This window comes from Nannocystis pusilla (assembly GCF_020073745.1).
In the GTDB taxonomy this organism is placed as follows: Bacteria; Myxococcota_A; Polyangia; order Nannocystales; family Nannocystaceae; genus Nannocystis; species Nannocystis radixulma.
Genome location: NZ_JAIRAU010000024.1, coordinates 110,416 through 123,259, shown reverse-complemented (window position 1 = coordinate 123,259; position 12,844 = coordinate 110,416). Strand labels below are relative to the sequence as shown.

General features: G+C 72.4%; 10 protein-coding genes and 1 pseudogene. 5 read left to right on the top strand and 6 right to left on the bottom strand.

Annotated features, from left to right (window positions below):
- A pseudogene (locus K7C98_RS18590) lies at positions 1 to 1,151 on the bottom strand (hypothetical protein); the annotation flags it as partial.
- 160 nt (positions 1,152 to 1,311) lie between these two features.
- On the opposite strand from K7C98_RS18590, the gene K7C98_RS18585 reads away from it, so the two are divergent.
- Together K7C98_RS18585 and K7C98_RS18580 are read left to right on the top strand one after the other, a co-directional pair.
- Positions 1,312 to 1,776, top strand: coding sequence for a DUF2147 domain-containing protein (locus K7C98_RS18585; RefSeq protein WP_224193022.1), 465 nt, complete (start codon positions 1,312 to 1,314; stop codon positions 1,774 to 1,776).
- A gap of 87 nt (positions 1,777 to 1,863) precedes the next feature.
- Entirely contained in the window at positions 1,864 to 2,553 is a 690-nt protein-coding gene (locus K7C98_RS18580) for a dienelactone hydrolase family protein (RefSeq protein WP_224193021.1), read from the top strand.
- Between the two features lie 60 nt (positions 2,554 to 2,613).
- Here the strand turns inward: K7C98_RS18580 and priA are convergent, their stop codons facing one another.
- The 3 genes from priA to K7C98_RS18565 are packed head-to-tail and all read right to left on the bottom strand — an operon-like array spanning position 2,614 to position 6,190.
- Positions 2,614 to 5,169 (bottom strand): replication restart helicase PriA, encoded by a 2,556-nt coding sequence (gene priA, locus K7C98_RS18575; RefSeq protein ID WP_224193020.1) that lies wholly within the window; start codon positions 5,167 to 5,169, stop codon positions 2,614 to 2,616.
- The gene (locus tag K7C98_RS18570; protein ID WP_224193019.1) at positions 5,166 to 5,765 is read right to left on the bottom strand and encodes a hypothetical protein; all 600 of its coding nucleotides are present in this window, start codon (positions 5,763 to 5,765) and stop codon (positions 5,166 to 5,168) included. Before K7C98_RS18570 ends, priA begins: the two co-directional genes overlap by 4 nt.
- A gap of 56 nt (positions 5,766 to 5,821) precedes the next feature.
- Complete coding sequence (locus tag K7C98_RS18565) at positions 5,822 to 6,190, bottom strand: hypothetical protein (RefSeq protein ID WP_224193018.1); 369 nt, start codon at positions 6,188 to 6,190, stop codon at positions 5,822 to 5,824.
- A gap of 173 nt (positions 6,191 to 6,363) precedes the next feature.
- Here K7C98_RS18565 and K7C98_RS18560 point away from each other — a divergent pair, with 173 nt between their 5' ends.
- The 3 genes from K7C98_RS18560 (at position 6,364) to K7C98_RS18550 (ending at position 10,640) form a co-directional block, all read left to right on the top strand.
- A complete protein-coding gene (locus K7C98_RS18560; RefSeq protein WP_224193017.1) occupies positions 6,364 to 7,002 on the top strand; it encodes a TetR/AcrR family transcriptional regulator in 639 nt (212 codons plus the stop codon).
- Positions 7,003 to 7,086: 84 nt separating this feature from the next.
- Entirely contained in the window at positions 7,087 to 9,471 is a 2,385-nt protein-coding gene (lon, locus tag K7C98_RS18555; RefSeq protein ID WP_224193016.1) for an endopeptidase La, read from the top strand.
- A gap of 248 nt (positions 9,472 to 9,719) precedes the next feature.
- Positions 9,720 to 10,640: a serine/threonine protein kinase gene (locus K7C98_RS18550; protein ID WP_224193023.1), complete on the top strand. Its 921-nt coding sequence runs from the start codon at positions 9,720 to 9,722 to the stop codon at positions 10,638 to 10,640.
- A gap of 1 nt (position 10,641) precedes the next feature.
- On the opposite strand, the gene K7C98_RS18545 is transcribed toward K7C98_RS18550, so the two are convergent.
- Complete coding sequence (locus K7C98_RS18545) at positions 10,642 to 12,063, bottom strand: YncE family protein (RefSeq protein WP_224193015.1); 1,422 nt, start codon at positions 12,061 to 12,063, stop codon at positions 10,642 to 10,644.
- A gap of 24 nt (positions 12,064 to 12,087) precedes the next feature.
- The gene (locus K7C98_RS18540; protein ID WP_224193014.1) at positions 12,088 to 12,783 is read right to left on the bottom strand and encodes a hypothetical protein; all 696 of its coding nucleotides are present in this window, start codon (positions 12,781 to 12,783) and stop codon (positions 12,088 to 12,090) included.
- Between the last annotated feature and the right edge of the window lie 61 nt (positions 12,784 to 12,844).

Genomic DNA, 12,844 nt, shown 5'->3' with positions numbered 1-12,844 from the left:
CCTGTCCTCTGAGTCAGCTCTTGCGGGAGCCCCTCCGCCGGGTCCGCTCGCCGCGACCCCCCGCGCCCCGCACCTGTCTCTTGAGCCAGCTCCGCCCCGCGCCGCGGCCACGCCCCGCGCCCCAGCTCCACCGTCGCCTCGCGCCGCGCCTCGCTCTCCGGTGCCGCGCCCGGCTCGTCCTCGCGGCCGCTCGCGTCCCGTTGCGGCTCCGATCGACCTGTCCCCGGGGACACCCCACCGGCGAACCGCGCCTCCCCGCCCTCGGCCCCTCGCTGTCGCTTCGGCCATGTCCCTTGAGACAGTTCGCCCTCGCCCGCACCGACGACCGCGCGCGGGTCCGTCCGACCCTCGCCCCAGCGCGTCGCCCGATCCTTGCGAACGTCCTCTCGCGCCCCGGTCGCCACCGACGCCGTGTGCTCGCTGTGGGCTGCAGGCTCCTGCGGGCGCGTTTCCGGCGAGATCTCCCCGCCGCGCGAAAACGTGAGGTCACTCCGGGTCGCGCGACGACTGCTCCGTGGTTCGCCGGCCGGCGGGAGCCGCTGCGTCGGCTCGCGCAGCAGCTCGAGCTCGCCGCTGTCGTGCTCCGGGTCGACGTCGGGAACGGCGTCCAGTCCCATCGCCTCGAGGTCGATGCCGTCGCGGTGACTGTCGACCGATTCATCGTGGGTCTCGAGTCGCGCCGCCAGCTCCTCGAGCGTGTGATGCAGGCGACGGAGGGCCGGATCGGCGCGACCTGGGCGGTGGGTCGGCGGCGGCTCGCCGCGGACCTCTGCGCGGGCCACGACCTCCGGCGGACCAGCGAGCTCGACGAGCGCCGCCTTGAGTTCGACCTCGTCGACGGGCGCCTCGAGGAAGCGGTCGGCGCCGAGCTCGAGCACCGCGGCCAGGTCGCGCGTCTCGCCCTGCAGCCGCCCGTAGAGCAGCACCGGGATGCCCGTCGTTTCGGGTCGCTGCCGCAGCGCCTGCACCAGTCCGCCGGCGTCGGCGTCCCCGAGGCACACGATGACCGCGGCCGGGTTGGGGTTTTGCGCCGCGCGCGGCACCAGCTCTCGCGCACGCACCGGGACCACCGTGTAGCCCAGGTCCTGCACTCGCGGGACCAGCTCGCCCCGGTGGGCACGATCGCCCGCGATGAGGATCTCCGGACCCACGGCGACGGGAGTGTACTCCAGTCCTCCTGCGCGGCGACGCACCCCCGATTCACGCCGGCCGGGTCGAGAATTTATCCCAGGGTGGGTGAAGCGGCGCGCCCGGCGAGCGTCTGCCCCCTGTCACCTTCCCGCAACCACTCAAATCAGCCAGGATCTCACCATGCACCTCAACCCCGCTCGCATGTCTCCGATGAAGCTCGTGTTCGCCGCCCTGGTCGCCGCGGTGATGTTCATCTCCGTGAACGCCTCCGCCTTCTTCGCCGCCCACGATTCTCCGGTCGGGAGCTGGAAGACGATCGACGACGAGACGGGCGAGACGAAGTCCATCGTCAAGATCTACGAGGTCGATGGCAAGATCTACGGTCGCGTCGACCGCCTGCTGCTCAAGCCCGGCGCGCTGTGCGACCAGTGCGACGGCGAGGACCGCAACAAGCCCATCGAGGGCATGGTCGTCATGTGGGGGATGTCGGCCGACGACGGCGAGTGGAGCGGCGGCAAGATCTTCGACCCGCAGAAGAACAAGACCTATCGCTGCAAGATCTGGCTCGAGGACGGCGGCAAGAAGCTCAAGGTGCGCGGCTACCTCGGCCCGTTCTTCCGCACGCAGACCTGGATCCGCCAGTGACGCGCCCCTGAGCGCGCGCAGGAGTCCGCCTGAGGCCGCTCTTCGCGGCCTTTCGCGTCGATGGACCCGGCCTCTACCATGTGCGCCATGGAAAACGGCCGAGCGATCAGCTTCCCCCGCCCTGACGGACAGGACGTCCCCGGCGTCCTGTTCACCGCCGCCGACGACGCGCCCGGCGTCGTCCTCATCCAGGAGTGGTGGGGCGTCAACGACCAGATCCGCGGCGTCGGTCAGCGCCTCGCCGCCGCCGGCTACCGCGTCGTCATCCCCGACCTCTACCGCGGCCGCGCCGCCACCGTCGCCGACGAGGCCAAGCACCTCATGAACGGCCTCGACTTCGGCCAGGCCCTCGCCGACATCGCCGGCGCGCTGGCCTATCTCAGGGGACATGACCCTTCGAGCAGGGTCGGCATCATCGGCTTCTGCCTCGGCGGCGCGCTGACCCTCGCCGCCCTGTGCAACGTCCCCGGCTTCGCCGCCGGCGTCTGCTACTACGGCATCCCCGGCGGGGGCGCCGACCCGAGCCGCCTGCTCGCCCCGCTGCAGGCCCACTTCGCCGAGTTCGACGACTGGTGCACCCCCGACGCCGTCCGCGCGCTCGAGGACCAGCTGCGCAGCGGCACCACCGAGTACGAGCTCTACCGCTACAGCGCCCACCACGCCTTCTTCAACGACGCCCGCCCCGAGGTCTACGACCCGGTCGCCGCCGCCGAGTCGTGGCGCCGCGCCCTCGACTTCTTCCACCGCCACCTCGGCGGCCCTCAAGCGGCTGCCTGATCGGCCAGGTCCTCGGGGACATCCTGCCATGTCCCCGAGGACATCTGATTCCGGCCCCTGCTACAGCAGCGACTGCGGGTCGACGTCGACGTTGGCCATCGTCTTGAACTCGCCGCTGCCGGCCTCGCCGAGGCGCGGCCGGAGCTGACGCAGCAGCCAGCGCAGGGGCGGGCGGCTGCTCGCGCGGATGAGCATCTGCCAGCGCACCCGCCGGTTCACGCGCTCGATGAGCGACGCCTGCGGCCCGAGCAGCCGCACCGGCGGCGGCGCCTCCCCGGCGGCCGGGTCGCTCGCGTGCTTGCGCCGCACCTCCTCGGCGCCCGCGCGGGCCACCGCGGCCAGCTCCTCCGCGCGCCGCTGCACCGCCACCGCGTCGGGCCCGGCGATCCGCACCAGCGCGAGGTGCCCGAACGGCGGGTTGCCGAGCTCGCGCCGCTTGTCGAGCTCCCACGCCGCGAACGCCTCGAAGTCGTGCTGGGCCGCGAACGCGATCGCCGGGTTCTTCACCCCGTAGGCCTGGATCAGCACGCGGCCCGGCCTGTCCCCGCGGCCAGCTCGCCCGGCCACCTGCGTCAGCAGCTGGAACGTGCGCTCGGACGCGCGGATGTCGGGCAGCCCGAGCCCGTGATCGCCCTGGAGGATCCCCACCAGCGTCACTCCCGGGAAGTCGTGCCCCTTCGACAACATCTGCGTCCCCACCAGGATGTCGGCCTCGCGGCGCCGGAACGCCGACAGCGTCTCGAGCAGGCCCTTCCCGCGGCTCGTGTCGCGGTCGAGCCGCAGCACCCGCGCCCCCGGCACGTCCTTCGCCAGCGCCAGCTCGACCCGCTCCGTCCCCGCGCTCCCGTGCAGCAGCTCGCCCTCGCCGCACGCCGCGCAGCGCTCCGGCGGCGCCTCGATGAACCCGCACCAGTGACACATCAGCCGGTTGCGGCCGAGGTGGTACGTCATCGCCGGCGCGCTGCAGTCGGGGCACTGATGCAGCGCCCCGCAGCGATCGCAGATCAGCGTGGTTGCGAAGCCGCGGCGATTGAGGAACACGATCGCCTGCTCGCCCGCCGCCACCGTCTCGACCAGCGCCGTGCGCAGGCGCCCGGTCAACAGCGTCTCCGGATCGGGCCGGTGCACCGCGAGCGACACCAGCTCGACCTCGGGCAGCGGTCGCGTCGTCGGCCGCGTCGTCATGCGCAGCCACCGGAGCCGCCCCGCGCGCGCCGACTCGTACGTCTCGAGCGCCGGCGTCGCGCTCCCCAGCACCGCCACCGCCCCCGCGTCGCGCGCCCGCACCAGCGCCACGTCGCGCGCGCTGTAGCGGACCCCCTCCTCCTGCTTGAACGACCCGTCGTGCTCCTCGTCGACGACGATGACCTTGAGGTCGGGCACCGGCGCGAACACGGCCGAGCGGGCCCCGATCACGATCGGCCGCGCGCCCATGCGGATCTGCTGCCACGCGTCGAGCCGCTGGCGCGGCGTGAGCCCGCTGTGCAGCACCGCCACCGTCTCGCCGAAGCGCGCCCGGAAGCGATCCGACAGCTGCGGCGTCAGGGCGATCTCCGGCACCAGCACGATCGCCCCGCCCCCGCGCGCCCGCGCGTCCGCGATCAGTTGCAGGTACACCTCCGTCTTGCCGCTGCCCGTCACCCCGTGCAAAAGCGACGACGAGAACTTGCCCGCCTCGAGGTCGCCGCGCAGCGTCGCCAGCGCCGCCGCCTGGTCGGCCGTCGGCACTTGCGGCAGCGACGGCTCGATCGCCCCCGCCGCGAACGGATCGAGCGCCCGCAGCCGCTCCTCGACCGCCACCAGCCCGGCCGCGAGCAGCGGCTCGAGCAGCTTCTTGTGGCCCGGGAACGGCCCGCGCAGCTCCCCTGCCGGCACCCACGAACCTGCCCCTTCGAGCATGTCGAGCAGCGCTCGCCGCTGCTTGCTGCGACCGATGTGCTCGCGCAGCGTCTCCTCGGCGGTGGCCGCCCCGCGCAGGTAGTCGGTGCGGCGGTAGTGGGCCTCGACGCGCGCCCCCTCGGCCCCCGCGTCCTCCCACGAGATCGTGCACAGCTCCTTGGCGGCGAGCTCGCCGATCAGCCGCAGCACGCCGGGGATCCGCGGCCGCAGGTCGATGAGCCGCTCGACCGCGAGCTCGCCCCCGGGCGCCGCCGCCAGCGCCGCCAGCACCCGCTGCTCCGCCGCCGTCGGCAACCCCGCGTCGTCGACCGGCCGCAGCACCACCTCGCGCGCCGCCGTCAACGCCTGCGAACCGGCCTCCGACAACATGACCCTTCGGACATCATGCCCCGTGAGCAAGCCGGGCAGCGCCAGCCGGTACACCTCGCCGACCGGCGCGACGTAGTAGTCGGCCACCCACTCGCACAGGCGGGCCAGCTCGGGCGTCAGCGACGGCGCACCCGGCGGGTCGAGCACCTCTTCCAGCAGCTTGATCCGCGCCCCGTTCGGCCGGTCCGGCGCCGCGGCGCGCACCACCCCGACCAGCCCGCGGTTGGCGAACGGCACCAGCACCCGCGCGCCCGGCTCCGGCGCGCTCGGCCAGTCGACCGGCACCGCGTACGTGAACCCGCGATCGAGCGCCACCGGCAGCGCCACCGACACCAGGCGCTCGCTCATCGCGAACTCTCCTCCGCCTCGCGCCGCGTCTGATGCAGCGCCCGGCGCAGCGCAGCTCGCATCAGCGCCAGCTCGAGCACCGCCGCCACCAGCGTCACGCAACCGGCCGCCAGCAGCGCGCGGCGCAGCCACTCGATCCACAGCACCGCCAGGCTCGCCTCGCCGGCCGCGACCCCTCGCGCCGCGCCGGCGATCACTCCGCGCACGGCCAGCGCCAGCGCCACGAACAGCGCCGCGCCCAGCACCGCCGCGCCCGCGCCCGGGCGCACCGCGCCGACCCGGCCGAGCCGCGAGCGACCGCCCTCGACCCAGCCGAGCGAGCCGCTCGCCGCCGCGGCCACCAGCACCAGCGCGAGCATCGCCAAAATCATCGGCCATGCCACAAAGGCCATGTCCCATAGAACATGTCCTTCACGACCGGCCCAGGCCGAGCGCAGCGCCGCGGCCAGCGTCGGCTCCACGCCGTCGGGGAGGGCGGCCGCGAGGGTCAGGCACACCAGCGCGGGCACGAGGCGCGGCGACCTCGCCCGCAGACCGACCCGCCAGGCCAGCGCGACGCGAGCGCGGCTCGGCGGGGTAGTGGCGTCGGGGTCCACGGCGCCAGGCTTTTAGCGCGCCCGCGGCCGCGCGCCAAGCTCTCGCGGGTTCACCGCTACTCGACGCGGACGGACGACAGCTTGAAGCCGGTCAGGCAGCGGGTGGCGCCGTTGCCGGTCTTGTAGGACGGCACGATCTCCACGGTCTGCTGCGAGCGGAGCACCTCGAACAGCATGGCCAGCGAGTTGGCGCTGACGTTGCGACCCGGGCAGAGCGACCCGCCCCACTTGTAGTCGCGCTTGGTTCCGGACTTCTCGCGCACCGTCAGCAGACCGTTCGCCATCGCGTAGTCGTCGCTGCTGCTCTCGTACACGGTGAGCGTATCGACGGTGCCGACGGCGCCGAGGGAGTCGGCGAAGGTCGTGGCGGGGGCGGACACAATCATCAAACCGGCGATCAGGGACAGACAGGGGCGGAGCAACATGGGGTTCCTCGTCAGATTCGGGGGCCTTCAGACCCGGGCGTGCAGGGTGCTATTCACGAGCCCACCCTGCAACACCGGCAGTTGCGTCCGCATGGCCTCGATCGGATCACCGAGCGGAACTGCTCCCGCGGCCGTTTGTGTTTTCGAGCCATGAATGCTGTAGTGGTTTCGTCATGGCTCAGTCCACGACGTACCCCGCGAGTCCGGGGGACCTCGGCAACCCACGGCGCGCGCAGATCCTCGACGCCGCCGAACGACTGCTCCACCACTACGGTCACGCCAAGACCACCGTCGCCGAGATCGCCCGCGAGGCCGGCGTCAGCGTCGGCTCGGTCTATCTCGAGTTCGAGGCCAAGGACGCCATCTGGGTCGAGCTCTCGCACCGCCGTCACGACGCCGTGCTGGCGGCGATCCGCGGCGCCGCCAACGCCCCCAAGAAGTTGTACGCCCAGCGTCTGCAGGCGGCGCTCGTGGCGCGAACACGGGCCTTCCTGGCCCTCGCCGAGCGCGGCGCGCACGCCGCGGAGCTCGTGCATTGTCACGCGTGCCCGGCCATTCGCGAGGCGCAGGAGATCTACTACCGCCGCGAACGCGAGATCATCGCCGAGCTCCTGCAAGAGGGGCACGACGCCGGCGAGTTCGCGATCAAGGACCCGTCCGCCACCGCGGCGATCTTGCTGCAGGCGTTCGTCGCGTTCGTGCCCCCGCTCCTCTTCACGCGCGCGCCCGACGAGCTCGAGCGCGACGTCACGGCGCTGCATCAACTCCTCGTCCACGGGCTCTGCCGCGCCGATCCCCGGCTCCGCAGTTGACGGCGAGTTGAACGGTTTTAAGTTCGGTTCAACCGTCACGTACACCCCTGCAGGCTTAGCCGCGGGGAGCGAAAGGAACCGAGCATGAGCCACCCAGAGTATCCTTCTGTGATCCCGCTGTTGCCGCTGCGCAATGGCGTGCTGTTCCCTGGCACAGTCATCACCGTCCCCGTCGGTCGCGCCCGCTCGATCGCCATGATCGAGGCTGTGGGGCAGGACGCGATCGTGGGCATCGCCGTGCAGCGTGACGCTCGCATGGTCGATCCCGAACTCGCCGACCTCCAGCCGGTCGGCACGTACGCTCGCGTTCGCCAGGTGCGGCGCACCGGCGAGCGCAACTATCAAGTGGTGCTCGAAGGGCTCGGTCGTTTCGCCCTGAAGACCATCCTCCACGGCAAGCCTTACTGGACCGCCGAGGTCGAGCAGCTCCTCGACGAGAACGAGGACCCGACCGAGGCCAAGCTGCTCGCCGGCGCTCTCGGCTCGCGCATGCGCGAGAAGCTGCAGGAGATCGCCCCCGACATGTCCTCGAGCTTCGGCCAGTGGATCGAGCTCCTCGGCCGCGGCGACGACCCCGGCCTGCTGGCGGACCGCGTGGCGGCGGCGCTCAGCCTCGACACCGACAAGGAGGTGCAGGTCCTGCTCACGCGCGACGTCAGCGACCGCCTGCGCCTGGTCTCGCGCCTGCTCGACGAGGCGATCACGCTGGCCGAGCTCAAGCACAAGATCGACTCCGAGGTCCGTCGCGGCCTCCACAGCAGCCAGCGCGAGGTCCTGCTGCGCCAGCAGCTGCGCGCGATCCAGAAGGAGCTCGGCGAGGAGCCCAAGTCCGACGACCTGCAGCTCCTGCGCGAGCGGCTCGACGACGCCGATCTGCCCGAGGAGGCCCGCAAGGTCGCCGACCGCGAGCTCGCCCGCCTCGAGGCGATGAACAACGCCCACGCCGAGTTCGGGGTGATCCGCACCTACCTCGAGTGGATCGCCGACCTGCCGTGGAACAAGCGCGCCTCGGGCACGCTCGACATCGACGCGATCGCCGACAAGCTCGACGCCGACCACTTCGGCCTCGAGGAGGTCAAGAAGCGGATCTTGGAGCACATGGCGGTCCTCAAGGTCTCGGGCAACACCCGCGCGACCTTGCTGTGCCTCGCCGGGCCTCCGGGGGTCGGCAAGACCTCGCTCGGCCAGTCGATCGCCGACGCCACCGGCCGTCCGTTCGTGCGGATCGCCCTCGGCGGCGTGCGCGACGAGGCGGAGATCCGCGGCCACCGGCGCACCTACGTCGGCGCGCTGCCCGGGCGGCTGCTGCACGCCCTGAAGAAGGCCGGCAAGAAGAACCCGGTCGTCCTGCTCGACGAGATCGACAAGCTCGGCAACAGCTGGATGGGCTCGCCCGACGCGGCGCTGCTCGAGGTCCTCGACCCCGAACAGAACAAGACGTTCACCGACCACTACCTCGAGCTGCCGTTCGACCTGTCGGAGGTGCTCTTCATCTGCACCGCCAACAGCCTCGACACGATCTCCGCCCCGCTCCGCGACCGCCTCGAGGTGATCGAGCTCAGCGGCTACACGCTCGAGGAGAAGCTGCACATCGCCAAGGACCACCTGCTGCCGAAGCAGATCAAGGACCACGCGATCGCTACCGGCACGCTCACGGTCACCGACGACGCCGTCAAGGCGCTCATCCGCGACTACACGCGTGAGGCCGGGGTGCGCCAGCTCGGGCGCGAGCTGACCAAGCTGTGCCGCGCGCTGACCCTGGAGATCGCGCGGGCCGACGAGGGCAAGTCGCCGCGGCTCCACATCGACGCGTCCGACCTGCACAAGTACCTCGGCAAGCCGCGCTTCCAGAGCGAAGTCGCCGAGCGCACCGCCGTCCCCGGCGTGGCGACCGGCCTGGCCTGGACCCCGGTCGGCGGCGACATCCTGTTCGTCGAGACCTCGCGCATGCCCGGCAAGGGCAGCCTCGAGATCACCGGCCAGCTCGGCGATGTCATGAAGGAGTCCGCCCGCGCCGCGCTCACCTACGTCCGCAGCAACGCCAACCAGCTCGGCGTCGACGTCAACTTCCTCGACCGCCAGGACCTGCACATCCACGTCCCGGCGGGCGCGGTGCCCAAGGACGGCCCCTCGGCAGGCGTCACCATGTTCACGGCCCTCACCTCGCTGCTGACCGGACGCCGCGTCCGCAACGACACGGCCATGACCGGCGAGTGCACCCTCCGCGGTCGCGTCCTCCCGGTCGGCGGGATCAAGTCGAAGGTCCTCGCCGCCCACCGCGCCGGCATCAAGCGGGTGGTGCTCCCGCACCGCAACGCCCGTGACATCGAGGACGTGCCCGAGGACGTGCGGCAGCAGATCGAGTTCATCCTCGCCGAGGACATGCGGCAGGTGCTCGACGCCGCGCTCGAACCCGGCATCGTCCCGCCCGAGAACCTCGCCGCGGACAGCCCGCGCGCCGAGGCGTGACCGAGCGGGCGCCGGCAGCCGACGACGCATCGCCGCTGGCCGCCACGCGCCCGATCCGGGGATCCGCACCACACGGCGCGGATCCTGCTTTTTGCGTGACCGGCGCGCCCGCGAGCGGGGGTGCCCCGGGCCCCATGGCCGCCGTTCGGCGACCTGCCCGTAAAATCATGTGATTCGAGGGCGGGCCCGCGCCTGTCGCGAATTGACGAAGTCGGACGCGTGGGCCGAGAATCACCGCGTTGACCACGGTGCCTGACAGGATAGGTCCCTACGAGGTGCTCGAGCGCATCAGCGCCGGCGGCATGGCCGAGGTGTACAAGGCCAAGCTGACCGGCGCCGACAGCTTCGAGCGGCTGGTGGCGATCAAGCGGATCCTGCCGCACATCGCCCGCGACCCCAACTTCATCGCCATGTTCCAGGCGGAGGCCAAGCTGGCCGTCCAGCTGCAGCACGGCAACATCGCCCAGATCTACCAGCTCGGCCGCCAGGACGACTCCTTCTACATCGCCCTCGAGTACGTCGAGGGTCGCGACGTCGGGGCCCTGCTCGACCTGCACCAAAAGGCCGGCAAGCCGCTGCCGCTGGCCCAGGCCTGCTACATCATCACCCGCTGCGCCGAGGGCCTCGACTACGCGCACAACAAGCGGAGCGACGACGGCAGGCCGCTCAACATCATCCACCGCGACATCAGCCCGCCCAACATCCTGATCTCCTACGAGGGCGAGGTGAAGCTGATCGACTTCGGCCTGGCCAAGGCGACCAGCTCGTCGGTCCAGACCCAGGCCGGCGTCATCAAGGGCAAGCTGGCGTACATGTCCCCGGAGCAGGTCCGCGGCGCGCCGCTCGACGCCCGCAGCGACGTGTTCGCGCTCGGCATCGTGTTCTTCGAGCTGCTGACCGGCCGGCGCCTGTTCCGCCGCGACAGCGACATCGAGACGTTCGAGAGCGTGCGCCAGTGCAAGGTGCCGCGGCCGAGCGAGGTGAACCCGGCGATCCCGGGCCCGCTCGAGCAGATCCTGCTGCAGGCGCTGGCCCGCAGCATCGACGACCGCTACCCCTCGGCGGCCGCGATGGCCGAGGCGCTGCGCGAGTTCGTGTTCACGCACCAGGTGCGCTACCGCGGCGACCAGCTCGGCGCGTGGATGCGCCAGGTGTTCCGCAAGAACTGAGTCAGCCGCCGAGGCCGATCCGGCGGATCATCTGCAAGCGCCGCGGCGAGGCGCTGTCGAGCTCGACGACGCCGATGGTGCCGGCGAGCGTGTGCACGACGTAGAGCTTGCGCCGGGCCTCGTCGACGACCAACTCGTTGGGCCCGTCGTCGACCGGGATGGTGGCGACCACGGTGAACGAGCCGAGCGCGACCGCGGCGACCTGGTCGTCGGAGTAACAGCTGACGAACGCCATCGCCTCCGCCTGCGCGGGCCGGTGGATCGCCAGCACGTTGGGGTTGTGACACAGCGCGACGCTGTCGATCGGGTCGTTGAGCGGCTCGCCGTCGGGGCCCTGGCTGGTGTCGATCAGCGAGAGCGACGGCGGCGTGGTGTGGACCGCGAGCAGCCGGTCGCCGACCTCGGGGTCGAGGAACTCGATCTCCCCCATGAACGGCCGGTCGCCCGCGGCGTACGGATTGACGCCGAGCAACCAATGGTTGCCGAAGCGCACCAGCGTGTCGCGCCCGGTCTCGACGCTGAACAGCCGCACGCCGGGCCAGAAGCGGTGCGAGGCGTACAGCAGCGGACGCGTGCAACCCTCGGTGCTCGGCGGCGCGTCGGCCGGGTCGCACGCGCGCTGCTCGACGGCGAAGCCGCCGGCGAGCGTGCCCTTGCCGAGCGGCTCGGAGGCGAAGAACGCCGCCGACGAGTCGGTGATGTCGGTGATCGTCGGCCCGTACTCGGCGTCGAGGGCGATGAGGGTCATGCGCGCGCCGAGCAGGTGCGGCAAGTAGGCGAAGCGATAGCCCTCGCGGTCGACGAAGATCCGCGCCGGGTCCGAGGGCAGGCGCGCGCCCCTGGGGTCGTTGCCGAGCCGCTGCAGCGAGTGCGCCGCGTCGCACTCGCCCTCGGCGTCCTGGCCGCAGTCGACCTCGATGCCGCCGGCGCCGCGCACCACGTCGATCCACGACACCGCCCGCTCGCCCAGGCTCGACGGGACGAGCAGGCGCCACGGCCCCTCGTCGCCGCTCGGGCGGTCGAGCGCGATGTTGCCGGCGCCGCTGGTCAGGCGCACCGAGTGCTCGCGCTGGATGAAGTAGCGCTCCTCGCACTCGACGATCTCCTGCCCTTTCGCACCTGTCTCCTCCGACATGCCCTCCGAGACACGGCAGGGCGCGTCGACGCTGAGCTCGGCGCCGGCCGGCTGGGGCGCCGCGGCGAACGACTTGTCGAGCGCGCGCAGGTTGAGGACCACGAGGGTGCTCGACTGCACGCCGAGGTCGAGGTTGCTGTTGGCGACGAACAGCCACGAGCCGTCGGGGGAGAGCAAGGCGCCGGACGGCAGCCGCAGCGCCTGCAGGTCGGCCGGCTCGGGCTCGCCGCGGCCGCAGGCAGCCAGCAGCAGCAACGCGACGCACCAGCGGTGAGGGACGCGGAGCATGCGGCAGAGGGACGGTAACACGCCTCAGGCGCGCGGGAGGGCGGCCAGCCAGGCCTCGGGATGGACGGCCCAGGCCGCGCCGAGAGCGACGAGCGCCGCCGCGGCCACCAGCCACGACCGACTCGCGCGGGCCAGCGCGGCGAACGGACCGGTCGTGGCGGCGCTGGCGAGGGCGAGTTCGACGACGGCGGCGGTCAGCAACACCGGCGTGGCCAGGCCGAGCGCGAGGACGGTGGCGTCGTGGGCCGCCGCGCTGGTCGCGGGGAGATCGAGCGGCAGCTCCCAGGCGCCGGGATCGCCGGCGGGCCAGCGCATCGCGCACGCGCGCAGGCCGGTGAGCAGCGGCCGGTGGAGCCCGACGGCCAGCGCGAGCGAGCCGGCCAGCGCGAGCTGCAGGGCCGCGAAGCCGCGCGCGCGACCGAGACCCAGCGAGACGCCGGAGCGGCGCGCGGCCCCGAGAGCGGCGTCGCCGGGCAGGCGGACGAGCGCGCCGATCGTCGCGCCGAGCAGCACCTCGAAGCCGGCGGCGGTGAGCCAGCCGGACCAGGCCACCGGCGCCGCCTCGCCCGTCGTCCACGCCGCCGCCAGCACGCCCGCCAGCGCCGCCGCGATCGCCCACCACGTCCCGCCGGCCGCCGCGCGCCACAGCGTCTGCGCGTGCAAGATCGCAAACAGGCGCAGCGCCAGCCAGGCCCACGCCGCCAGCGCCCCGGGGATCACCGCCGCGACCGCCCGTGAATCACATGTCCTCGCGGACGGCCCGGCCGCCCGACGACGGCCG